This window comes from Streptomyces hazeniae, from assembly GCF_031845485.1.
Lineage (GTDB): Bacteria > Actinomycetota > Actinomycetes > Streptomycetales > Streptomycetaceae > Streptomyces > Streptomyces hazeniae.
In genome coordinates, this window is record NZ_JAVREQ010000021.1 from 92,343 (window position 1) to 116,338 (window position 23,996).

General features: G+C 73.8%; 16 protein-coding genes. 2 read left to right on the top strand and 14 right to left on the bottom strand.

What is annotated here, in order from left to right; genetic code table 11:
- Positions 1-564: 564 nt before the first annotated feature.
- Complete coding sequence (locus RM572_RS21475) at positions 565-1,491, top strand: cation diffusion facilitator family transporter (protein ID WP_394813671.1); 927 nt, start codon at positions 565-567, stop codon at positions 1,489-1,491.
- A gap of 9 nt (positions 1,492-1,500) precedes the next feature.
- Here RM572_RS21475 and RM572_RS21480 read toward each other — a convergent pair whose 3' ends face one another.
- The 14 genes from RM572_RS21480 to RM572_RS21545 all read right to left on the bottom strand — a co-directional run bounded on the left by RM572_RS21480 (position 1,501) and on the right by RM572_RS21545 (position 22,318).
- On the bottom strand, positions 1,501-2,694 hold the full coding sequence (locus RM572_RS21480; RefSeq protein WP_311675016.1) for an MFS transporter: 1,194 nt from the start codon (positions 2,692-2,694) through the stop codon (positions 1,501-1,503).
- A gap of 149 nt (positions 2,695-2,843) precedes the next feature.
- Positions 2,844-3,665, bottom strand: a complete 822-nt coding sequence (locus RM572_RS21485) for a Rossmann-like domain-containing protein (protein ID WP_311675017.1) — start codon at positions 3,663-3,665, stop codon at positions 2,844-2,846.
- Positions 3,666-3,851: 186 nt separating this feature from the next.
- Positions 3,852-4,886 carry a pyridoxal-phosphate dependent enzyme gene (locus RM572_RS21490; protein WP_311675018.1) on the bottom strand — a complete coding sequence of 345 codons (1,035 nt, stop codon included), beginning with the start codon at positions 4,884-4,886 and terminating at the stop codon, positions 3,852-3,854.
- 16 nt (positions 4,887-4,902) lie between these two features.
- Positions 4,903-5,670, bottom strand: coding sequence for a class I SAM-dependent methyltransferase (locus RM572_RS21495; protein ID WP_311675019.1), 768 nt, complete (start codon positions 5,668-5,670; stop codon positions 4,903-4,905).
- 41 nt (positions 5,671-5,711) lie between these two features.
- Positions 5,712-7,283 carry an ABC transporter ATP-binding protein gene (locus RM572_RS21500; protein WP_311675020.1) on the bottom strand — a complete coding sequence of 524 codons (1,572 nt, stop codon included), beginning with the start codon at positions 7,281-7,283 and terminating at the stop codon, positions 5,712-5,714.
- The gene (locus RM572_RS21505) at positions 7,280-8,098 is read right to left on the bottom strand and encodes an ABC transporter permease (RefSeq protein ID WP_311675021.1); all 819 of its coding nucleotides are present in this window, start codon (positions 8,096-8,098) and stop codon (positions 7,280-7,282) included. The genes RM572_RS21500 and RM572_RS21505 overlap by 4 nt, the downstream gene beginning before the upstream one ends.
- The gene (locus RM572_RS21510) at positions 8,095-9,042 is read right to left on the bottom strand and encodes an ABC transporter permease (protein WP_311675022.1); all 948 of its coding nucleotides are present in this window, start codon (positions 9,040-9,042) and stop codon (positions 8,095-8,097) included. The genes RM572_RS21505 and RM572_RS21510 overlap by 4 nt, the downstream gene beginning before the upstream one ends.
- 2 nt (positions 9,043-9,044) lie before the next feature.
- Positions 9,045-10,601 (bottom strand): ABC transporter substrate-binding protein, encoded by a 1,557-nt coding sequence (locus tag RM572_RS21515; protein WP_311675023.1) that lies wholly within the window; start codon positions 10,599-10,601, stop codon positions 9,045-9,047.
- A gap of 450 nt (positions 10,602-11,051) precedes the next feature.
- The gene (locus RM572_RS21520; RefSeq protein WP_311675024.1) at positions 11,052-12,659 is read right to left on the bottom strand and encodes an ABC transporter substrate-binding protein; all 1,608 of its coding nucleotides are present in this window, start codon (positions 12,657-12,659) and stop codon (positions 11,052-11,054) included.
- Positions 12,660-12,669: 10 nt separating this feature from the next.
- Entirely contained in the window at positions 12,670-14,823 is a 2,154-nt protein-coding gene (locus tag RM572_RS21525; RefSeq protein ID WP_311675025.1) for a hypothetical protein, read from the bottom strand.
- Positions 14,824-14,985: 162 nt separating this feature from the next.
- Positions 14,986-15,537, bottom strand: a complete 552-nt coding sequence (locus RM572_RS21530; protein WP_311675026.1) for a nitrobindin family protein — start codon at positions 15,535-15,537, stop codon at positions 14,986-14,988.
- 132 nt (positions 15,538-15,669) lie between these two features.
- Positions 15,670-18,579 (bottom strand): helix-turn-helix transcriptional regulator, encoded by a 2,910-nt coding sequence (locus RM572_RS21535; protein ID WP_311675027.1) that lies wholly within the window; start codon positions 18,577-18,579, stop codon positions 15,670-15,672.
- A 138-nt stretch (positions 18,580-18,717) separates the two neighbouring features.
- Positions 18,718-18,930, bottom strand: a complete 213-nt coding sequence (locus tag RM572_RS21540; RefSeq protein WP_311675028.1) for a hypothetical protein — start codon at positions 18,928-18,930, stop codon at positions 18,718-18,720.
- A 28-nt stretch (positions 18,931-18,958) separates the two neighbouring features.
- On the bottom strand, positions 18,959-22,318 hold the full coding sequence (locus RM572_RS21545; protein ID WP_311675029.1) for a type 2 lanthipeptide synthetase LanM family protein: 3,360 nt from the start codon (positions 22,316-22,318) through the stop codon (positions 18,959-18,961).
- 318 nt (positions 22,319-22,636) lie between these two features.
- Here RM572_RS21545 and RM572_RS21550 point away from each other — a divergent pair, with 318 nt between their 5' ends.
- On the top strand, positions 22,637-23,887 hold the full coding sequence (locus RM572_RS21550) for a helix-turn-helix domain-containing protein (protein WP_311675030.1): 1,251 nt from the start codon (positions 22,637-22,639) through the stop codon (positions 23,885-23,887).
- The last annotated feature ends 109 nt before the right edge of the window (positions 23,888-23,996 follow it).

Sequence of the window (23,996 nt, forward strand, 5' to 3'; positions counted from 1 at the left end):
GGGGACTTTCGAAGGCGTGCCCCCACCGCCGGCCCCCCGCGGGACGCGGACCCGGCACCGGACCGCGAGGTCGGTGTTCGTCGCAGTGACCATCGGGGAGGGCGTGGCGGTGGCCGTCGTGGACGCGGTCGACGCGGTCGCCGTGCGGCACCACGACGTGCCCGCTCCGGGACCGGCGGGAACCGGCGGCGGGAAGTCCTCACCTCCCTGCCAGGCGAGTGGCACACCAGCGGTCGCGACGCCTTACCCCGCGGCGTTCCTTGACCCCGCCGAAGGCGATGTACAGGGTGTCCACGGTGCGCGACCACGCACCGTCCGGCTGCGGCCCCGGCCGGCGGTCCGGCGCCGGAACCGCGGACGGGACATCTTCGCGGAAGCGTCGGCGGGGACCCGCCGGCATCCGGGGCGGACGCCCGGTCCAAGGGCGGTGCGCGGGTCGGCAGCGAGCCCAACACGACCTACCCGAAGAGGAGTCGGGGTGGTTGGATAACCCGCGGTTGAAGCCGGGCGAGGTGCGGATCCGCGGGTTCTGCGCGTTTCGGTCCGTCGAGCGAGGGAGCGACAGTGGGTGGACACGATCACGGACACGGTGGTCACGGGCATGATCACGGCGTGTCGGCGGAGACCGACAGACGCTGGCTGACCCTGGCCCTGGCTCTGCTGGTCGCGTTCATGCTGGTCGAGGCGGTCGCCGCAGTCATGGCCGGCTCGTTGGCGCTGCTGTCGGACGCGGCACACATGCTCACCGACGCGGTCTCCATCGTCCTGGCGCTGGTGGCGCTCCGTCTCTCGTCCCGGCCCCCGAAGGGCGGGTACACCTACGGGCTCAAGCGGGTGGAGATCCTCTCCGCACAGGCGAACGGCCTGACGCTGCTCCTCCTGGCCTGCTGGCTCGCGCACGAGGCGGTGCACCGGCTCTTCTCCCCGCCCGACGTGGAGGGCGGGGTGGTCGTGTGGACGGCGCTGGCGGGAATCGTCGTCAACGTCGCGTGCGCGTGGTGCATCTCCCGTGCCAACCGGTCCTCGCTCAACGTCGAGGGCGCCTACCAGCACGTCCTCAACGACCTCTTCGCCTTCATCGGCACCGCGGTCGCGGGCGTGATCGTGGTGACGACCGGATTCGTCCGCGCGGACCCCCTCGCCACGCTCCTGGTCGTCGCCCTGATGGTGAAGGCGGGCTGGGGCCTGGTGCGGGACGCGACCCGCGTCTTCCTCCAGGCGGCGCCCGACCACCTCGACCCCGACACCATCCGGCGACGGATGGCCCAGCTGCCGGGGGTCGAAGGGGTGAGGAACCTGCACGTCTGGCTGATCACCTCGGGTGAACCCACGCTGTCGGCCCACGTCGTGGTGAGAGGCGACTGCCACGCCGTAAGCCGGGATCTGCGACGGATACTGGCGAAGGAGTTCGCGCTGTCGCACGTGACACTGCAGACCGAGCACGCGAACGGACGCCTCCCCGCGTCGCCCGCCGCGGCCCTGGAGGTGTAGCGCCCGCGGTCACTTCCCCGCGGTCGCCGCGGAGCGGCCGGCGAGACGCGCGAAGACGAGTGCCACGAGGGTCAGTCCGCCGAGTGCCGCGGCCGTCCCCGGATATCCGCCCGCGGCGAGGCCGATGCCGCCGGCTCCGGCGCCGAGGAACACCCCGAAGCTCATGCCGGCGGCGTTGATGCTCAGGGCCGTGCCGCGCAGGTTCCCGCATCGCCGTACGAGGGAGGTGGTGACGCAGGCGGCGACGGTGGCGTGGCCCACGCCGATCATGGCGGTCAGCGGGAGAGCCACGTAGAGGGAGCGGCTCAGGAAGACGCCGACCAGGGCGACCAGGGCGACGAACAGGGCGATCGTCATGAGGCGGTCGGTGGAGGCGGTGTGCCGGTCGGCGCTCAGGAGCCTGCCCGCGAGAAGGTTGCCGACGAAGAACGAGGCTCCGCTGAGCGTCCAGACCAGAGCGAAGGTGCTGGGGGTGAGTCCGAAACGCTCGTCGTAGAACGCCGCCAGGTAGGCGAGATACCCCATGAACGCGGCGGTGCGCAGCATGGCCACGCACAGCAGCGGGATCACCCCGGGAAGTCCGGCCAGCAGCCTGAACGACGCCAGGTAGCCGGGCCGGTCCTGCTGCGTCTCCTCGTCCCCGTGCGGGCCGCCCGGTGCGCGGCGACCGAGGCGGAGGAGGAAGTAGAGGGCGAGCCCGGAGCAGAGGGCCGTGACGGCCCACAGGTCCCCCTGCCACCCCCACACCATGGCCGGCAGCGCCACCAGCGGTGCCGCCAGGAGCGCGGTGAAGGACTGCGTGGCGGTGATGAGCGTCGCGGCCCGGCCCGCGGCGGCTTCGCTGGAGAAGCGGTCCGCGGCGGCGGCCGTGAGCGCCGGGTTGAGAACGGCGGTGCCGCCCCCGACGAGCAGGCAGAAGGCCGCCAGCAGCAGGAACTCGCCGCCGGCGCCGAGCGCTGCGGACACGGCCAGGACCACCAGTCCCGCGGCCGCCGCCCGTTCCTTGCGCACACGGTCGATGAAGGGGGCGAGGGCGGTGCCCACCGCGAGCGCGGCGAGGCCGCCGAGGCCGCGCAGCTGTCCCAGCGCCGCGACCGAGCCCTCGGAGACTTCGGCGATGGAGACGAGGAAGGTGCTGTAGATGGTGAAGGGGACGAGACCCACGGCCGAGGCCAGCATGAAGGGCCACAACTCCCGGGCCATCCGCCAGTCGTTCGGGACGGCGTCCTTCCCCGGTTCCGACCCTGGCGCCGGTGCCGAAGTCGGCGCCGCTGCCGGCTGCGGTGCGTGGGTGCCCGCCGGGTCCTCCGCGCGGGGTGGCGCACTCTTCCCGAACCGCTCGGCACCGCTGCTCATGACGTCACCGCCCGGTACCGGTACAGCGCGGTCTCGTCGGCGCTGAACTGGGAGAAGGGGAACGGTTCGGCGGAGAGTGCGGTCACGCCCGCGCCCAGGAACGCCCGCGCGACGGCGCCGCCGCTGTGGGCGTAGACGGTGAGGGGTGTTCCGTGCTTGCGGCAGTGGTCGAGGATGTCGTCGAAGCTGCCGTTGACGAGGGTCATGCCGGTGGCGATCACCGCGTCCGCCTCGGCGAGCACCTCGTGCATGTCGTCGGTGACGGGATCGCCCCAGTTGGTGGTCCGCAGGTTGAAGTCGCAGGGCAGGGGGACGCCGCCCCGGTCGCGTATCGCCGCGACCAGCGGGTTGACGACGCCGATCAGGGCCACCTTCGCGCCTTCGGGGATGTCGAGAAGGCCGGCGACTGCGGCGTCCCTGGCCCGGGCTCGCACATCGGGTGTCCCGGCCGGGAGCGTGACGGTCTCCGCGCCGGGATGCGCGGAGTGCGGCTGGAGGCGGGCCAGATAGGCGTCGAGAGCCGCGACGCCGACGGCGGGCTTCTCGTGCCGGATGAGCTCGTCGAGGGTGTGGCCGGAGGCGTCCGCGCAGAAGTCGGGGTCGAGGTCGCCTGCTTCGAAGGAGCATGCCCCGAAGACGTTCCCGGACCGCAGCAGGAGGTAGTGGTTGCGGTAGGTGACCTGGCTGCCCGCGAGGCGGGTGGTGTGGTGGAGCCAGAACGCGCTGGTCACGGTGAAATCTGCGGGAGGCGGCCCGTACACGCCGTCGAGGACTGCTTGGCGGAGCGAGGCTGTGGACCGGGGTGGTGGGGCGGGCATGCGGACTCTCTTCTGTCGGGGGGTCGGGGGGGTTCGGCGGTCGGGGGCAGGCCGGTCGGGGCTCGGTTGGGAGGGCGATCGGTCGGAGGATCGCTCGGGTGAGGAAGCCTCAGCCGTCCTGTGTGACGCGGGAGTGCGGAGCGGTCTCGGGCCCGCGCGTCGGGACCCGCGGTGCCGGGCGGGAGCTCACGCCGCTCCGGGGACGAGGACGGACTCGTCACGCGCGCGTGCGCTCTCGCCGGGCGGCCAGTCCATCACCGACCAGGGGTGACGCAGGTCGTCGTGGGTGGTGACCTCGTGCGGGGACATCGAGCCCAGGCCGAGGGCCTTGCAGTGGTGGGCGTAGGCGGTGTCGACGTAGCGGTGCCCGGTGTCGGCTGCGAGGAAGACGTAGGTGGGTGCGTCGTCGCGCGCACGCTCCCAGAGGGTCGCGAGGTACGCCGCTCCGGCGGACAGGCCGGCGAAGATCCCGCTGGCGCGGAGGAGTTCGACGGCGCCGGACATGGCGTAGTCGAAGTTCACCCAGTGGATGCGGTCGTAGAGGTGGTGGCGGACGTTGTCGAAGGGGATGGAGCTGCCGATGCCCGCGATGATGATGTCGGGGTCGGAGACGTGCTCGCTGCCGAAGGTGACGCTGCCGAAGGGCTGCACGCCGGTGAGGGTGACCTGACGTCCCGCCTCGCGCAGGTACGTGGAGATCGCTCCTGTGGAGGCCCCGGTGCCGACGCCTCCGACCAGGGTGAGGGGGCCCTCGGGTACGGCGTCCCCGATCAGCGCGGCCACGTCGCGATACCCCAGGTAGTGGATGTCGTCGTGGTACTGCCGCATCCAGTGGTAGTCGGGGTTCTTCTTCAGCAGTTCGCCGATCCGTTCGACGCGGAGGTTCTGGTCCAGGCGCAGGTTCTTGGACGGGCGGACCTGTTCGAGGGTGGCTCCGAGTACCTCCAGCTGGACGCGGAGCGTGCGGTCGACGGTGGTGGAGCCGACGATGTGGCAGTGCAGGCCGTACCGGTGGCAGGCGAGGGCCAGGGCGTGTGCGTAGATGCCGCTGGAACTGTCGACGAGCGTGTCGCCGGGGGCGACCTGTCCGGTCTCCAGCAGGTGGCGGACGGCGCCGAGCGCCGAGTAGAGCTTCATCGTCTCGAATCGGACGCAGACCGCTCCGGGCGGAATCCTGACGAGGTCGGGTTCCTTGAGTGCTTCGGCTATGTGCTCGTACATGGTCGGTGTCTCCCGCTCAGGCCTGGTGTCCGCGGCGCATCCTGAACAGGTACGCCTGGCAGTTGTCGCCCTCCCAGGTCTGCCGGTGGACGACCTCCGGGGTGAACCCGGCGTCGATCGCGTGAGCGACGATGTTCTTCAGCTCGGAGGTGTTGGAGACGATGAGGTACACCTCGCCGCCGGGCGCGAGGAGATCACGGTCCTCGATCTGGTCGAAGAAGCGCCTCACGATCTCGATGCCCACGCACACGTTGCGGATGACCGTCGGGTCGTCACTGGTCCGGGTGCTGACCGCCGGCGGGTTGAAGGTGATGACGTCGAGACGGGCGGAGTCCGGGAACTCCTCGAAGAGATGGGAGACGAGCGGCCGGAAGGTGGTGTCCGGCCGGTGGGGCACGAGACGTTCGTATCCGGCGCGGGCCGTGGCCACGCTGTCCGGGTGGATGTCCGCAGCCCAGATCTCACGGGCACCCGTGACTCCGGCGATCACGGCTTCCACGCCGAGACCGACGCCGATCGCCGCGTAGGAACGTCCCGCGAGCGCGATGGTGCCGTCCAGCATGCGGTCGTGGATGATCCGGCTGGTGTCACCGGGCCTGAAGACCCCCGGCGGCAGCTCGAACGACCAGCCGTTGTAGGAGTACGCGCGCTGCGTGTGGATGTCGGACGAGGAGCTGTTGAGGGCCAGGATCTCGTCGCGGGGCAGGGTGTCGGGCAGTTCGTCGAGCAGGGCGCGGACGGCGTCCTGGGAGGGGGGAACGTCCGCTGTGGTCCGGTCGGTCATGTGTCCTCCGTGATCGGGACTGGGTGGGGGGGAAGGTGCGGTCACGCGCCGGGCGCGGGCGCGGCCACCGCGGGGTTCAGCCGTGTTCTGCTCAGGTCCGACGCGCCGACGAGTTCTCCGGCCTGACGGGTTCGGGGCGTGTGGAGGACCTCCTCGGGGGTTCCGTCCTCGACGATGCGTCCACCGTCGAGGACGACGAGGTGGTGGGCGACGGCGGAGAGCAGTTCCAGGTCGTGGCTCACCCAGAGCAGAGCCGTGCCGTGCTCGCCGCGCAGCCGGGCGAGTTCGTCCAGGACCGCCCGGGTCGCGTCGGGGTCGAGGGCGGTGGTGATCTCGTCGCAGACGAGCACGTCCGGCCGGGCCAGCACGGCACGGGCGAGGGCCGCGCGCTGCAGTTCGCCTCCGGACAGGCCGCCGGGGCGCCGCTCGACGGTGCCGGGGGCGAGCCCGAGACGGGTGAGCAGGTCACGCGCCTCCGCCCGGGCACGGTCCGGCTCCACCTCGCGCAGCCGTACGGCGGTGCGGGCGACCTGTTCCGCCACCGGGCGGCGCTCGTCGAACGACGTGCGCACCTCCTGCCACACGTACTGCACGCGCCGCTTCTGCTCCGCGGAGCGGCGGCGCAGTACGGGAAGCGGGGTCCCGTCCAGCAGCACCTCGCCGCGGTGGCGCTCGTGGAGGCCGGCGATGCAGCGGGCGAGTGTCGTCTTGCCACTTCCGGAGACGCCGGCGACGCCGAGGCACGCGCCTGCGGGCAGTTCGAGCCCGATTCCGTCCAGTAGACGCCCACGGCCGCGGCCGTGGAGATGTGCGGTCAAGTTGCGCACCTCCAGCACCGGGGGCCGGCCGAAGTCGTCGTGAGGGGTGTGCCGTTCGGCGGTCACGGGCCGTCGAGGGGGAAGTGCCTCCTCCGGTTCCCCCGCCGCGGTCACCCGTCCGCGGTGCAGGACGACGACGTGGTCGGCGAGCGCACGCACCAGATCGTGGTCGTGGCTGAGCAACAGGACCGCCAGGCCGGCACGGGCCAGGCCCGCCAGTTCCTCCGCCAGCCGCATGCGGGTGACCGTGTCGAGGCCGGTGCTCGGTTCGTCGAGGACCAGTGCCCGGGGGCGGCACACGAGGGTCTGCGCGAGCGCCACGCGCTGGCGCTGTCCGCCGGAGAACTGGTGGGGGAAGCGTCGTCGCGTGTCCCGGCCGGTGGGCAGCTGCGCCGCCTGGAGCGCGTTGGTCACCGGTCCCGTGCCGGGCCCGTGGTGCAGCCGCGCCAGTTCGGCCAGCACGGTCCCGGTGCGCCGCGCCGGGTTCAGGGCGCTGCCCGGGTGCTGGGGCATGTAGGCGACGACGCGGCCCGGTATCCCGGCGGCGTCGCGGGTCACCCCGTCCCCGTCGACGACGGTGACGGAGCCGGCCGTGACCCTGCCGGTGAGGCTCACCCCCGGGCCGGCCTCGCCCAGCAGGGCCAGGGCCGCCGTGGTCTTGCCGCTGCCGGAGGGCCCGACGAGGGCGGTGACCCGTCCCGGGTGCAGGTCGAAGTCGACCGCGTCGAGGAGCAGGGTCTTCCCCACCCGGGCTGTCAGCCCGCGTGCGGAGACCACGGGCGCCTGCGGGGTCATCGAGCGGCCTCCTGTCGGATACGGCGGGAGCGCGCCAGCCTGTGGTCGGCGAGCAGGTTGATGCCCACGGTGAACATGACGAGCATCGCGGCGGGTGCCGCCAGTGCCCACGGCTGGAGCAGCAGGCCCTCACGGCTCCGGGCGATGCTCACCGCCCAGTCGGGCGCCGTCGGGCTCAGCCCGAGGCCCAGGAAGTTCGCGGACCCGACCAGGAACACGGCGAGGGTGATGCGGGTGCCGACGTCGGCGGCGACCGGGGACAGCACCGAACGTGCCACCCAGTCGAGCTGGACCCGTGCCCGGGACTCGCCCTGCAGCCGCAGCGCCTCGGCGACGGGGCTGCTGGCGGCGTCCAGAGCGGCTGCCCGCACCAGTCGCGCGACCGGAGGCACGTTGACGGAAGCCACCGCGAGGGTGATGGCGAGAGGCGATCCCCGCCATCCCACGGCGACGACACTGATCACCAGGAGGGTGGGCAGCGGGAGCAGCACGTCCAGCGGGCGGATGAGGAGTTCGTCCAGCCAGCGGCTGCGGGCCGAGGCCGCCAGCAGGCCGACACAGCCACCGAGGAGGTAGGCGAGTGCCACGGCACCGAGCGCCATGCCCAGCGCGCTGCGGCCACCGTGCAGGAGCAGGGCCAGCACGTCGCGGCCCAGGCCGTCCGTCCCGAGCGGGTGCACCCCACCGCTGCTCGCGTAGGGCAGGGCCGCCCCGGGCTCCGGGACGGCGGCGACCAGCGGGCCGGCCAGCGCGAGCCCCACCGGCAGCAGGAGCAGCATGCCGCCGAGGGAGACCGTCACGCTCTTCGCCTTCACCGGAGCACCTCCGTTCGGGGAACGAGTCGATGGCAGACCAGGTCCGCCGCGAGGCTGAAGAGGAGCGCGGCGACGGCGAGTACGAGCGCCAGCCCCTGCACCGTCGGCACATCACGTGCTTCCACCGCGCTGACCATGGCGGTGGCCACGCCGGGGATGGCGAAGACGGCCTCGACGATCAGTACGCCGCCCACCAGGTTGTCGCCCACGCGGGCGAGCTCCTGGATGCCGGGGACGGCCGCGTTGGGCAGCACGTGCCGCAGCAGCAGCGTCCGGCGCGGCACGCCCAGCCGGCGCGCCTGGGCCACGTAGCCGGCCTGGAGCACCGTCACCATCCCTGCCCGCACCTGCCGGGAGAGCAGGCAGATCATCCGGGCGGCGACCACGGTGACCGGCAGGACCAGCAGTGCCGGCTGCACCAGGAGTTCGGCGGCACCCACCCCGACCCAGGTTGCCGGGAGCCAGCCGAGCCGCAGGGACAGGCCGGCCACCAGCAGCAGGGCGAGGACGAAGTCGGGAACCGAATTCAGCGTGAGCGTCAGGGAGGTGACGGCGCGATCCAGGCGTCCGCCCTCGCGCAGCCCTGAGAGCACCCCGAGCAGCACCGCGAGCGGCACGACCACGGCGAGGGTCACCGCGGCGAGCACCAGGGTGACCGCCGCAGACCCGGCCAGGACGTCCAGCACGGGCCCACCGCTGACCAGGGAGGTGCCGAGGTCACCGGTGAGCACGCCGTGCACCCAGTCCCCGAACCGTTCCAGGGGCGGCCGGTCGAGCTGGAGCTGCTCGCGCAGCGCCTGCACCTGTTCCGGTGTGGCGTCCTCGTTGTTGCGGACGTCCGCGGCGTCACCGGGAAGCAGGGAGGTCAGCGCGAAGACGAGGACGGCGAGCAGAGCGAGTTGGACGACTCCCAGAGCGAGCCGCTGCAAGGCGTACCCGCGCATCGTCAGGCCAGCCACACCTTGTCGAAGCGGCCCGAGTCCATCGTGTTGGGCGGGGCCTCCTTGACGCCGCCGACCCGGGAGGCGACGGCGTTCAGCCAGTCCGCGTGGCCCCAGAACAGCAGCCCGCCCTCGTCGCGAACGGTGCGCTGAAGCTCGCCGTACAGCTGGGTGCGGGTCGCCTCGTCGGTGGTCGACTGCGCCTCGGCGAAGGTCTTGTCGAAGTCACGGCGGCGCCATGCGGAGGCGTTGAACGGCGACTCCGTCAGCATCCGGTCGTTGAGGTAGTTGGGGATCGTCATGGCTCCCGAGCGGTGGCTGCCCATTGCGCCCTTGGTCAGCTGGTCCTTGAAGTAGGTCTCCGAGGAGCCCTGGTCGATCCTGAGCCGCACCCCGGCGTCGGCGGCCTGCTCGGCGAACAGCGTGGCGGCCTCGACGAAACCGGCGGCGACGGAGGAGGTGAAGATCGAGAACGTCTTGTTCAGCACCCCTGCCTTCTTCAGCAGGGAGCGGGCCTCGGCGACGTCGCGCCGGCGCTGCGGGACGTCCTCGGGGTAGTACTGGTAGCCCTTGCCGAACATGTCGTTGCCGACCGTGCCCCGGCCCGCCAGCACCACGTCGACCAGCTTCTGCCGGTCGGCCAGGAGCTTGAAGGCGAGCGTGACGTCCGGGTTGTCGAAGGGCTCCTGGTCGCACTTCATGACGATCGCCTGCGCGGTGCCGGCCTCGGCCGTCACGATGCGCACCGAGCCGTCCGCCTCCGCCGTGCGGGCGAAGGTCGGCGTCATCTCGTAGCCGTACTCCGCCTCACCGGCGCGCAGGGCGTTGCCGCGGGCCTCGGCCTCCGCGGAGAGGATGCGCAGTTCGTCGACGTAGGCGCCGCCGTCCCAGTGGTCGTCGAACCGTTCGGCGGTGAACGACCGTCCGGGCCGGAAGGACGTGAGCCGGAAGGCACCGGTCCCGACGGGCTCGGAGGGGTCGTCGTAGCGGGAGCTGACGATCGCGGTGCCGAGTGTGCCCAGCAGGGAGGGGAAATCGGCGGACGGCCTGGTGAGCCGGAGTTCGACGGTGTTCTTGCCTATGCTGCGGCTCTTCTTGAGGTCGACGACGGACAGCAGCGACTGCGCGAAGTGGCTCGTGGCCTTCGGGTCGAGAATGCGGGCGAGGCTGAACAGCACGTCGTCGGGTACGAGTTTCTTCCCGTCGTGGAAGGTCGCGTCCCGCAGTGTGAACCGCCACACGGTCGCCTCGGCGTCGGACTCCCACTTCGTGGCGAGCCGCGGAACCGGTGCCATGGAGGCGTCCAGCTCGACGAGACGGTCGAACAGGGCCTTGGTGCGGGCCATGTCGATGGCCAGCGCCTCGGCGTGCGGGTCGATGGTCTCCCGTTCGCCTCCCCCGGTGAACAGCGCCCGGAACCGCCCGCCGCGCTGCGGCCGGCCCTTCGCCCCGTCGCTCCCGCTCCCCGTCCCGGCGCCGCAGCCGGTGAGCGCCAGGGCTCCTGCCGTGCTCGCGGTGCCCGCCAGGGCGAGGAAGTTCCTGCGGCTGCGGGGTGTGGACATGCTGCTCCCTCAGTGCGACGACATGGCTCCGGTCCGCGACACGCGGAGTCGCGCGGTCACCGGGAACGAGAACGGTAGCACTGTAATGAAAACGATTATCGACGTCTACCGGCGGGCACACCTCGAGGCACGCACGGGGGGTCGTGTCGCCTCCGGAACCCGTCACGCGCCGACGCCCCGGAGCTGTCCCCGCCCGGCCTCTCCACCGACGCCGCTCACCTCGGGGCCCTCACCTCGCAGACTGGAACAGTGAGTTCACGTCGTTGATCGGGACCGCTCCCCGGACTCGAGGGGAAGCGTCGTCACCGTGCCGAGATGAAGTCCGCTTCCGGCGGACCGGCAGAACTTCTCAGGCAGATGCGTCCTTACGTAGATGCGATCTTACTTTGCAGAGGGTCATGTTGTCGTAACTGAGCGTCGCGGTCGCGCGGCCCCGCCCCCTGCCGCCCGTCAGCCGGTGTGGCTGGGCACGACGCACTCGGGCGGCTGGGGACGGCTCTCGGGCCAGGCGAGGCCGACGAAGGCCAGTTCCTGGTCGCCGGGGGCGAGTTCGACGACCGCGACGGGCTTGTTGTAGGGGTTGCCGGCGTTGGTGAGGCAGATCCAGCCGCTGGTGCCGTACACCCGGTGCTGGGACTCGAGCCGCTTCCACTGGGCGGCGACGCGCTCCGCGGGCGGGACCGGGCCGTCCGTGCCGGGGCCGGAGTGGGCGAGGAACACCGCGCGGGCGATGGTGCGGACTCCGTCGTAGACCAGCATGGTGCGCGAGTCCTGGAGGTCGCCGTCGCCCATCCGGGGCTCCTCCCGGGCGAGGAGTTCCTCGAGGCGCTGGAGTTCCTCCTGTGGCTGGGTCAGGTGGGCGGGGGGCTGCTCGGCCGACGGACCCTCCTGCTGCGCGGCCCGCCAGGCGCGGAGTTCGGCGTCCCAGGCGTCCGGATGGCCGGGGGCGGCGTACCGGACGGTGACGAGCGGCTCGTCCGCGTCGTCGCCGCGCAGCGTGCGCCAGTCCCCCTCGTCCATGTAGCGGGCGAGGGTGGCGGCTCCGGAGCCGCTGACGACCGTGTAGTGGCGGTCGCCGCAGGGCACCTCGGCCAGTTTCAGGGCGAAGAGCCGCAGGTGTACGGGCCGGCCGGCGAAGTACACGACCTCGGCCTCCGACTGGCAGATGTTGTGCCCGATGAGCGAGAAGTCGTTGCCGGTGCTGCCCGCCTCGTCGAGGGAGGGGGACTCGAACTCCTGGTCCTTCGGGCCCGGCCGCCCCGGCTCGTCGCGGCGGAAGGCGTCGGCGAGGGACGCCACGTAGATGTCGTTCGGCCGGGTGTCGGTCACCAGCACCGTCCGGCGGTCCGGCAGGTCGCCGTGGAAGGCGGCGAGGGCGTCGGCCTGCCGGCCGTTGGTGGGGATGACCCGTGCCAGGCCGTCGAAGCGGCGGGGTCCGGTCTCGTCGTTGGCGAGGTCGTCGGCGCTCACGCGGCTGGCGAGGACGGGGATGCCCAGGTCGTTCGTCAGCCGGTCGATGGCCGCCTCGGTCTCCGACAGGCTCAGGTTGAAGCCGGTGACGGCGCGCAGGCGGTGCCGCGGCGAGCGTGCCATCTCCGCGAGCCGGTCCACGACCTCCTCCTGGTGGCGGTAGCCGCTTCCCGGGTTGGCCAGCACCAGGCGGAGCTTCGGCAGTTCCCCGGTCTGGTTGGCCCGGCGCTGGCCGAGGTAGGCGCCCTGGAGGTCGCTGCGGAGCTGGTCCTGCCCCGCCCGGCTCGCGGGCTGGAGGGGAAGCATCATGGCCACGGTCACGTGCGGCACGGACGCGATCCGCCGGTTCTCCGCGGCGACGGCGTCGGCCACCTTGCCGATCCCCGGCGTGCCGAAGTCGTATCCGGAGCCGTTGACTCCGATGCATTCGGCGTCGATCTCCCGCACGCCGTCGGCGCAGCGGTGGAACCGGTCGAGGGCGTCGGGCACGAAGAGGTGGCCGAGGAGGAGCAGCGCGACGGCACCGGCCGCCGACAGGGCCTTGCGGAGCCGGTTGAGCAGGAACGTGCGGTAGAGCCAGTCCTTCACGGTGCTCCTCCTACCTGAGGTGTTGCGTGCAGACGCACGGTTTCAGCGGCTGTCCGGCGGCCGCTCGCGCCTCCCAGTCCCCGGCCAGACGCACCAGGACCTCCGTTCCGTGTGACGACTCGTCACCGAGGTGGTGCAGGTGCCGGCGCAGTGCACCGGCCACCTCCGGGTCGGCCGTGTGCATCCGGTCCTCGCAGAGGCGGACGGCGTGCAGGACCCGGGCGATCCGGCGGCGGCGCACGTCGCCCGGCGGGGTGATCCGGCCGAGGGCCGTGGCACGCCGGTCGTCGCGGTCCTCGGCGAGGAACGGAGCCTCGGCGACGCCCAGCAGTTCCGCCGCCCACTGTGCGGTGTCCCGGGTGGCGACCGTCCGGTCGAGGTGGTCGACGACGGCGTCGGCGGCCCGCTCGTCGCCGGCGGCGAGGCGGTGGTGCAGACCGTGCGCGACGGCGGACCCGAACAGGTCGTCGGGTGCGTCGCCCGGGATCGCTCGGTAGTGGCGCCAGAGCAGCTCATGGTCCCGCCGCCAGGCGCCGCCGCCCCGTTCGAGGCGGTACAGCCGGCGCAGGAGGAGGTGGCGCAGTCCCAGGTCGCCGATGAAGTGCCGGGGGCAGCCCGGCCAGCCGCTGTCGGCGAGAAGTTCGGCGATCTGGTACGCGGAGAGGTGTTCGTCGCGGTGCTCCGCCGCTTTGCGTTCGTCCATCAGGAGCTGCGCGCACTCGGTGCCGTGCGCCACCGAGAGGTGGCTGAGCACGTCGAGCCAGACGCCGCGGTACTCGGGCGGGAGTTCTTCCGGCAGGTGGTCGTCGATCAGCTCGTCGAGCAGGACATCGGCCACGGGCCGGTCGGACCGGCCGTCGCCGTGCGTCTCGTGCGGTGGCCGTATCGGCGCGTCCAGCAGCTCCCAGTGCGAGCGGGGCGACCGCAGGGCACCGGTGGCCCTGGCCAGCTGGACGACGACCGACGGGCGTCCGGCGCTGAGCCGGTGGACGCCGGCGTCGATGCGCATCGGCCCGGAGTTGTCCGGCCGCTGCCCCGGGTTCCGCGTCCGGGCCGTCTCGTCGCGCTGCTGTTCCGGCGTCAGGACGGGCATGCGGACGAGCAGCGTGCCGCGGGCGAGGGGCGCCAGGCCCGGCACCCCTCCCGGGGGGCGGCTCCAGCGGGGCAGCCCGCCCTCCCCCGGGTTCCACGGCTGCGCCCCGTCGGCGGCGAGGCCGGACCGGCCGGGGCCGTGGAGGAACCGTCCGCCGTCCTCCCGGCGGGCCGTCGCGACGACGAGCGTCCGGTCGTGGCGGCCCGCCTCCCGGTCCTCCAGCACCGGCTTCAGCAGGTGGCGTCCGAGTGCGCAGTCGGCGCGGTCGAGCAGCAGCGCGGGCCGGCCGGTGCGCAGCAGCCATCCGTGAGCCCCGCCGTAGGCGGCCTCCACGTCGTGGCGCAGCGCGCGGAAGAGGAAGCCCTCGGCCTGTTCGCGCGTCGCGCCGTCCTGCCGGAAGTCGCCGGCGAGTGTGTGCAGGCCCAGTTTCGGCTGACCGCCCGCGCCCGGATACGCGCCGTAGCACTCCTCGAGGGCGGTGTTGCCCTCCGGCGACACGCGTGCGAACAGCTCGTCCAGCACCGCGGTGGTGAACGGCACCGTGGCCTGCCCGGCCACCAGCCCGCCGAGGGCGCTCAGGTATCCCTTGACGGCCTTCTTCAGGACGCCGCGCCAGAACGAGCCCGGAGGCAGCAGCCCTTCGTGCCGCTGCACCTCCGCCAGCGACTCGGCACCGCCCGGCTCACCGCCGGAGGCGACCGCCACCAGCCCCGCGTACAACCTGGGGGTGGCCACCGCACCGCCCGGACCCTGCCAGGCGTGCAGTTGCAGGGCCAGCTCACGCAGCGCCTCGGTCGCCTCGGTGCGGGTCGCCGGGTTCTGAGCGGCCCGGGCCCGGTGCACGGACGACCCGCAGTCGATCTGTGCGGTCGGGACGTACGGGCCGAACTCCTCCCGTATGCAGCGCAGCAACCGTCCCTTTCCCATCCCCGGGCCGCCGACCAGGATCACCACGGGGAGGTCCGGGCCGTGGAGCGGCCTGCGATGACGACCCGTGCGCGTCGTGCCGAGCAACCGGGCGAAGAGTCCGTCGTCGGCGAGCAGCGTGTCGAAGCCGAGTGTGTCGGGCACGGACGGGCTCCCCCGGGGTCGGCGGCTGCGAGCGGCCGGTGGCGGGGGTCGGGTCGCCGCCCGCAGGGCGCTCACGTGGTCGGACCCTTCAGCGAAGCACCGCGGGGATTGTTCAGCAGGTGCTTCCGAAGCCGTGAACAATCCCCGCGCGGCCCGATCCGGTCAAGGGGCCGGGGTGCGGTGGAGACGGGCCGACAGGTGGCGCTGCATCGGCTGTCCCACGGCCTGCAGGTCGTGGTGGAAGTCGAGGGTGTCCGCGTCGGTGAGGGTGTAGCGGCGGCGGCTGGCGTCGACGTGCTTCGCGGTGGGGGTGAGGGCCACCTGCCCGCTGACGAGGTCGGCCGAGCCGGAGCCGGCCCGGCCGGTCAGGAGCTCGGCGACGCCGGTGGGCTGCGTGATCAGCGCTTCCACGTGCCCGTCGGGCTGCAGCCGCCACCAGCCGGTCTCGCGTGCGGAGGGGCGCAGCGGGGTGCCGTCCGCGTCGACGAGCCAGGCACGTGCCTCGTAGTGCAGGAAGGGGCGGCCGTCGTGGCTGAAGGTGACCTGCTGCCGGTAGGCGAAGTCGCCGTCGAGCGTGGGGTATCCGCCGTCTCCGCCGCCGGCCCAGGTGCCCAGCAGGCCGGTCACCGGTCCGAGCAGTGCGTGCGGCGCGGGCTCCTCCTCCGGGCTCCGCGCGTCGCGGAAGGGTGACTGTCCCGGTACGGGGTCGGCCATGAGGTGTCTCCTGGTTCGGCACCGGCTCCCGAGCCGGGGTGGGAGCCCCGGCCGGGTTCGTACGGGGGCCGACGGTACGCGACGGAGCCGGGGTGCCGCGGAGCGGCACCCCGGGCCCCGGAGGCGCGCATGTCAGGTGTCCGCGGCCACGGCGCAGAGCTGCTCGCGGTCGCGCACCTCCATCTTGGCGATGAGCTGGGCGACGTGCTTCTCCACCGTGCGCGGCGAGATGTACAGGCGGGCCGCGATGCCCTTGTTGCTGAGGCGTTCCGGCAGCAGCTGGAACACCTCGTACTCCCGCACGGTCACCCCGCGGGCCCGCAGAGCGGCGGGGATGCGGTCCGTGCCGCTCCGGCGCTGCCGGACCGACACGCCGCTGCGGCGCAGCAGGGCCCGGCACGCCCCGGCCACGGCGGGCACGTCCCTGCCGTGGAAGCACTCCTCCGCCTCCCGCAGCCAGGTGACGGGATCGCCCCAGCCGCCGTCGAGGGCCGCCTCCGCCACCAGCCGGAGTCCCAGGTGCCGGGCGACGGGGAAACTCTCGGCGTGCCGTACCCCTTCGGCGACGGCCTCGGCGGCCTCCTCACCGCGGCCGTCGCGGCCGAGCAGCACCGCGTGGGCGAGCTCCACGAACTGCCGGTTCCAGCGCATGCGTCCGGCGGAGGTGGCGGACGCCTCGATGTAGCGGTCCCAGCCCGCGTCGCCGGACAGGACATCCAGCAGGATGCGGAGGCCGTGGCGCCCGCCGAGGTGGAAGCGGGTGGGGCCGTCCTCCTCCCTGCTGCGTACCCGGTCGAGGTCCCGGAGCGCGCGTTCCCGGTCCTCCTCCAGCAGCGCGCAGAAGACGCGGGCGAGACCGAGTTGGAGGGGCTCCTCGTGGGAGCCCGCGCCTTCCCAGCGGGCGAACTCCTCCTCCGCGCGCTCCATCCCGGCGCGGTCCCCGCAGTGGGCGGCGGCGACCGAGCGGGCCATCAGGAGGTAACGCGCGACGGGTGCCAGGCGCAGCCGTGTCGCGGTCTCCAGACAGGCGTCGGCGTGTGCGGCGGCCTGGTCGAGCCGGCCGCGCAGGATGTCGTGGAGCACGGTGATCGCATCGATGGTCAGGGTGATCACGACGGCGCCCACCCGGGCCGCCTCGGCCCGGGCGGTCTGCAGCACGGAGGTCTCACCGTCGGCGAGCCACTGGCTGCCGCCCAGGTGGACCATGGCGTAGAGCCGGGGAATGGTGAGGCCGTGCTCCTCGGCGGTGCTGCGGGCGCGTTCGAAGCAGTCGGCCGCTTCCGACAGGTCGCGTTCCCGGGCGAGCACCCCGAGGATCTCCCATGCCTGACAGGCGACGTGCGGCAGCGGGGCCTCGGGGAGCGAGGCGGACGCCACCGCGGCGCGCGCCAGCTTCTCGGCGTGCTGCGTGCGGTCCGCCCCGGGGGCGTCCAGTGCCAGGTGGGCGGCCACCACGTCGACGGACGCGGTGTGTTCACTGCCCGGCGTGGCGGACAGCAGCCTCCGGGCTTCGGCCACCTGCGCCTCGCCGTCCGCGCCGCGGCCGGCGAGGTGGGCTATGCGGGCGAGCCTGGTGTGCAGGTCGGCGAGCCGGGACGCGGCCACCCCGGTGCCCACGGTGTCGTGCAGGGTTTCCGCGAGGCGGAGGGCACGGTCCAGTTCGCCCGCTTCGGCGAGTGCGGGCAGGAGGACCTGCAGCGTGTCCGCGCGGGCCGTGGTGTCCCGGCCGTCGGCCAGCAGTTCGTCGGCCCCTTCGAGCAGGCTGATCGCCGATTGCACCGCGCCGCGGTCCAACGCTCTGCGGCCTGCTTCGGTGAAGAGCCGGGCGGCGACGTCCGTCTCCCCCGCGTCACGGCGCAGCGCCGCCACCAGGGCGCACCATTCGCCGTCCAGCGCGGGATGCAGCGACTCCGCGGCGTCGGCGGCCCGGCGGCTGAGGGAGGCGCGCTCGAAGGAGGTGAGCTGGGCGAGGAGCGCCTCCGCGGTGAGGGGGTGGCGGAAGGCGTACCAGTCGGGCGCGGGGTCGTCGGGGACGACGAGTTGGGCGGCCACGCCGGCGTGCAGGTGGCTGAGCAGGCTCCGGTCGTCGATCTCCGTGGTGCGCTGCAGGACGGAGAGGGGGAAGCGGCGCCCGAGCACGGCGGCGGCGGACAGCAGTTCGCGGCCCTGCGGCCCGAGGCGATCGGTACGCCGGGCTATCCCCTGCACCAGGGTGCTGGGCACGGCGGTCCGCTGGGGCCCGATGGCGCGCCAGCCGTCGGCGCCCTGCACCAGGGAGCCGCTGTTGACGAGTCCGTGTAACAGCTCCTCGACCAGGAACGGGTTCCCCGCGCTGTCCTGCCAGAGTCTCTCGACGACGGCCCGGGGAACCTGGTCCGGCTCCGTCCCGAGGCTCGACGCGACCATGCTCACGACCTGGCCCTCCGTCAGCGGACGGAGGGCGAGGAGCTCCCCGGAACGCCGCTGTGCCGCGGAGCGCGCCAGGTCGAGGGCGGGACAGGGCTCGGCGCGGGTGGTCACCAGGAGCGCCACGGGGAGTTGGGACAGGTTGTCGATGAGGTACTCGACGACGACGAGGGTCTCGGTGTCGGCGTCGTGCAGGTCCTCGAGGACGAGCATGCAGCCGCCGTCGCGGCCGACGACGGCGAGGAGCCGCAGTACGGCCTCCGCCAGGACGACCAGCGACTCGTCGCCGTGCTCCCCGGTGCTCCAGTCGGGCACCAGCCTGCCCAGCACGGGCCGGTAGGGCCCGAGTCCGGACTCCTCGACCGGGGGCCCGGTACGGAAGAGCGACATGAGCGCCTCCGTCAGGGGCCGGAAGGGCAGCATCGGCCCGATGGTGCTGCCGCGGCCCGTCATGACGCGCATCCCGGCGCCGACCGCTCGCCCGGTCGCCTCCGCCGCCAGGCGGGACTTGCCGATGCCGCCCTCGCCGACGAGGAAGACCGAGCGGCCGCGGCCGGCGCTCCCGGAATGCACCAGCGACTGCAACCGGGCGAGTTCTTCCTCGCGGCCGACCGTCTGGGGAACCTGAGGCTGCATGAGGCGGAATGTACCCGCCATGTGCACCACTCGGTCACATCTCGGAGATGACCAATCGTTCTCCCGGCGGCACGACGGCAGTGGGCCCGGCCGCCCGGGAGGGCTGCCGGGCCGGCGGCGGTGGCCCGCTGCGTCGCGTCAGGAGGGCACGACGGGCACGCTGACGCTGGTGTGCACCTCGTTCAGGACCGGCACCAGGCCCGTACCCAGGTTGAGTCCGGCGAGGACCTGCGCCCGGGCGGAGCGGCCGGCGCGTCCCGTCGGTCTGATCTCGCCGGCCGGTCCTGCGACGAGCGCCGTTGAGTCGGCCTCGCGGGGGGACACGGTCTGGCGTGCGGTGTGCTGACGCATGGGTGGTTCCTTTCGGTGGGTGGGACGGTCACATGACGGTCGGGGTGGGGAAGGGTGTGTGGGAGGTGCGTTCCGGGGCCTCGCAGGCTCCATGGGCCCGGCCGCCCCGGAAGTTCGTGCCGCTGGGGGAGTTCATGGCGCCCCGGGAGTTCGTACCGTTCCGGGCGGAGCCGTCGTGCCCCCCGAAGCCGGCGTCCCCCGGCTCGGGCCGGGGCGGGGCGTCGAGGAGCAGCACCGACGGCACGTGCCGGTCCGCGCCGAGACGCAGCAGCGCGTAGCCGATTCCGGCGAGCCCGCTCAGCAGCCCGGGAGTGCGGGTGCCCTCGGGCGTGCCGCACCGCGGGCCGCCCTGGTCGAGAGCGCCGAGCACCAGGCCCGAGCGGTGGGCGAGCAGGTCTCCGGCAGTGGTGTTCCCGGAGGTCCGCAGCAGGTGCAGGGCCTCCAGGACGCCGAGTTCGCCGTGGCACAGGCTCAGATCGGCGCGGACCGGGGTGGTGGCCAGCCGAGCGAGCCAGGGGTCGACGTCGGCGGACGACCCCGGGCTCGCCGGTTCGAGTTCGAGGGCCGGGAGCAGCGCGCCGGCCATCCCGGAGCACCAGCTGTCGTCGCCGGCCCGGCGGGCCCGCTGGAGCGCCGTCCGGTGCACCGCGCGGGCCACCTCGGCGTACCGCGTGCGGCGGCCGCCCCGGGCCGCATAGCGGGCCAGTGCCCAGCCGACGCCGGCGAGGCCGTCGGCGAAGCCGTGGGGCGAACCGCCGCCGGACGACGGGGAGACGGCGGGCGCGGCGAGGTGCGCCTCGGCCGCCGGCAGGAGGCGTGCGGCGAAGTCGTCGGCCAGCGAGGCGGCGTGCGGGAGACCGGTCTCGCGGTGTACGGCGAGGGCGGCGACCAGCGCTCCGGCCGTTCCGTCGCCGAGACCCGTCGGCCCGTCGTCCTCCTCGGCCGCCGCCGCTCCCGCGGCCGCCCAGGCGGTGAGGGCGTCCGCGAGACCGTCACCGGCGGTCCCGCCGAGCAGTGTGCCGAGCCGGGCGAGTGCGTAGCACAGGCCGCCGAGCCCGTGGAAGCCTCCGATGCCCACCGCGCGGGCCAGCCGGGGGTCGTCGGCCAGGGCGCGGGTGAGGAGCGGAAGGGGGCGTGCCGCGTCCGCGGCGAGTTCGGTGTAGCGCGCGACGCCGGTGAGCGCCCCCAGCTGGGCCAGGAAGAGGGCCGGGCCGGTGTACCCGTGGGCGAGGCCCGCCCCCATCGGCAGCACGGACCAGTGCGCGCCGTCGACCGGTTCCATGCCGAGCCAGTTGGCGCGATCGTCCCGGTGGACGGCGCGGCCGACGATCTCGTCGGCGATTCCGCAGGCCGCGGCCATCAGCCGCCGCTCCCCGACTGCCGCCGCGGGGGGCGCCGACGGCGAGGGGTTTCCGCTGCGGTGGGCCTGGGGACCGCTCCGGTGGACGGCCAGCGCCGAGGAGATCAGCCACTCCTGCTGGTGCCGCCCGACTTCGGACAGGGTACGGACCTTCTCGTGGGCGGACTGCAGCCCCGACCGGGCCAGGAGGCCCGTCAGCCGCGTGCCGTCGGACGTCCAGGCGTGCCGGTGCTGCGGGCGGTGCCGGAAGAGCGGCACGTCGCCCTGCCACAGGTCCGCGATCTCGGCTTCCACGAGCCGCTTGCGCAGGGCGTCGCCCTCCGATTCCAGATGGAGGGCGGCCAGGACGGCGTCCCGGTCCAGCGCGTCCCGGAGCAGTTCGGGGTGGGTGGATTCCTCCAGCAGCGTGCCGTACAGGCGCGTCGGGCGCGCGATCAGCCGCAGCTGCGCCTCGCCGCAGGCGCTCAACGGGCCTCCGGGGGCGAGGAGTTCGTCCCGGTGCGCGGTGAGCGCGTCGTATCCGGCGCGGAAGCCGGACAGCAGGGCGGCTTCGTAGGCGCCCGGGTCGGCGTCCGCCCCGGCGCGTGCGGGGAGGTTGTCCGCCCCGGCGTAGGGCTGCGGACGGCGCACCAGGCGCATGGTGTCGGTGCAGGGGTCGGCCCAGGTCACGCAGTCCGTGGGGTAGGTCCCGCCGCCCGATCCGCCGAGCGCCGACACGTCCAGCGCCCCGTTCTCGCCGAACATCGGCTGCGGGAGGACGCAGGTGCGGTGCACGGAGGCCGCGAAGACGACGGCCGCCGGGTCGGAGCCGGCCGTGGTGGCGGGGGGCACGGAGGGATGCAGCAGCGTCTCGACGTCCACGAGCACCGGCTGGTCCGCGCAGGCGATGAGGTTCTCGCAGTGCATGTCCACCCCCTCCACCGCGTGCAGAAGGGCGAGGAGGGCGCCCTGCCGCCGGTAGAAGCGGTCCACGTCGGCGTCCTCGTCGCACGGACGCCGCTCCACGTGCTCGACCCATCCGTAGCCCGGCCGGTCCAGCGTCGCCAGGGTCCGCAGCGCCAGGCCGGGCACCTTGCCGTTGAGCCAGTGGATCATCCGGTCCAGCGGGGCGTGCTGCGCCGTGGACCGGGGCTTGTACACCACGCGGGCGCCCGAGGCGAAGCGCAGCTTCGCCACCGACCGTCCCCGGTCGTGGGTGTCGCCCTGCCCGAGGTCCACCTCCACCACCGGGCCCGGGTCGCGTCCGCCGAACAGCGTGGTGCGGAGGGCGTCCCGGTCGGCCCGGTAGCGCCCCAGCACCTCTGCGGTGGCATCGGACGTCTGGAGGCAGAGCTGGGCCAGCAGCCGTGCCAGGACGGGATAGTCCGCGAAGAGCCGGCAGAGGTCCTGCCGCCCGCCGGTGCGCCGGACGAAGTCCGCGAAGCGGGTGCGGGGGTCCGCGCCGGCGAGCCTGCCGGCCTCCCGTGCCCGGTGGAGTTCCAGGACCAGGGTGCGGGCCGCGGGTTCGGCGAGTCGCCGTCCCAGCCGTTCGGAGAACCGGGCGCCGACGCGGGCGTCCACGACCTGGGGGTCCTGCGGCACTCCGGCCTGCAGGCGGAGAGCGGCGGCGCGTACCAGCGGCGCGAAGACCTGGGCGAACGCCGCCCGCCAGTCGCCGTCCGGCCCGGCACCGGGGGCCGCACAGGCGGCCTCGGGGGCCGCGGCGGGGGCGTCGGCCAGCGCGTCGGCCACGAACCGTGCCCAGGACGGGAGTTCGCTGCGGCCGGCCAGGCGGGCCGCCGGTTCCGAGGCCAGCGCGGCGAGTTCGCCCTCTCCCAGCTGGAGGTCGTCCAGACGCAGGGCCATCGCCCCGTCCGGATCGAGCGTCCGGGTACGTCGCCGCCAGTCGTCGAGTTCCGCACCCGTCGCGGCGGTGACCGCCTCGGCGGCGCCGGCGTGGAGCCGGTCGCGCAGGGTGAGCCCACGCGCCCACCAGTACGGGGCGAGGCCTTCTCCCGCGGGGTCGTGGAAGGATCTCGGGTTCGTCACGTCCCCCACGCTGCCAGCGGCCGCGGAGCCCCGCATGGGTAACGCGCCCCCATATTCCCCCACGGCGTCCCGGGTGTACGCGCGGCCTGCGGCGGCCCGGTCTCCGGCGCGCGACGGGGGTGCTGGTCCGGGGCCGCGGTCGGCCGGGCGCGGGAGGTCCGCGCAGGCGCCGCGGAATGTGGGGGCGCGCTCCCCATGCGGGGCTCACAGTCCCCTTCCGAAGATGACTACCGCCCGGCAGGCAGCGTCTCCTCGGCGCTGAGAAAGATCCGCGCCGGGCCCGGCACTCGACCGGACACAGCAGCAGGAGAGGGGATCATGAAGGCTGCCACCGCCACCACTCGGCCACCCGCGACGTTCGGTGAGGTGCTGCGCACCCATCGGCGGCGCGCGGGCATGACGCAGCAACAGGTAGCCGACCTGGCCACGTTGAGTGTCCGCGCCGTACGCGACCTGGAGAGCGGCCGGGCCCGGCGCCCCCGGCGGGCGACCGTCCAGCTGCTGGGCGACGTGCTGCGGCTCAGCGGCGGGAGCCGCGCCGCGTTCGAGGCGGCCGCCGATCCGCTGCCGCAGCCCGGGCGCGGGGGCGAGGTCGACTGGCTGCCGCCGGTCTCCCCGGCTCCGCTGATCGGCAGGGACCGCGAACTCCGCGCCCTGAGCGAACTGCTGACGTTCGAACGGCACAGACGGGTGTGCGTCGTCGGCATACCCGGCGTGGGCAAGACCCGCCTGACCCTGGAGGTGGCCACCACCCTGCGCGACCGGGAGGGGTGGTCGGTGCTGTGGCGGGACGCGAGCGACGTCCCCGACGGCGGGAGCCTGGCGGAGTCGGCCGAGTGCGTGCTCGCGGGACGGGGCGGGGAGGACACGCTGCTCGTCGTCGACGGGGCGCGCGGCACCGCGGCGGCCGAGGCGGCCGGGCGCCTGCTGGACCGCTTTCCGCGCCTCCGGGTCGTCACCACCGCGCAGGTGCCGGGACAGGGGGACGGCGCCCACCTGATGCCGGTCGGTCCACTCCCCGTTCCGGCCGGGCCGGACGGGACGGGCGACGACGCGGCCGGCTGCCCCTCGGTGCGTCTCTTCCGGACGCACCTGCGGCGTCTGCGACCGCACCAGACGCTCGGCGGGGAGACGTCGGCCGCCGTCGCCGCCCTGTGCCGCTGGCTGGACGGGGTTCCCGGCCGGCTGGTGGACGCGGCGTCCTGGTGTCTCCTGCAGTCCCCGGAGGAACTTCTGCGCGCCATGACCGAGGCCGAGGACCCGGAGCGTTTCGCCTTCCCCCCGACGGACCCGGACGGCCTGCCGGACCCGCTGGCCCTCGCGCTCGCCGACGTCGGCCCCGGGGAGCGGGAACTCCTCGCACGCCTCGCGGCCCTGCCCGGCGGGTGGACGGTGGACGAGGCCGTCCTGCTGTCGGGCTCGACCACCCGGCACACCGCCGGTTTGCTGCACGCGCTGCTCCTGCGGGGCCTGTTGCGGACGGCCGACGAGGAGGGGACCGACAGGTTCCGGGTGCTGAACCGCCTGCGCCCGTTGCTGGTCCCGGCGGGCGGCCGGGCAGCGGCGTGAGGCGGGCACGCACGTGCCGGCCCTCCCGGAGGGCCGGCTGCCCCGCGTGCGGACGCCCCGACTTCCGGGCGCCCTCGATCTGCCGGTGACCTGCCGGTGCGACTTCCGA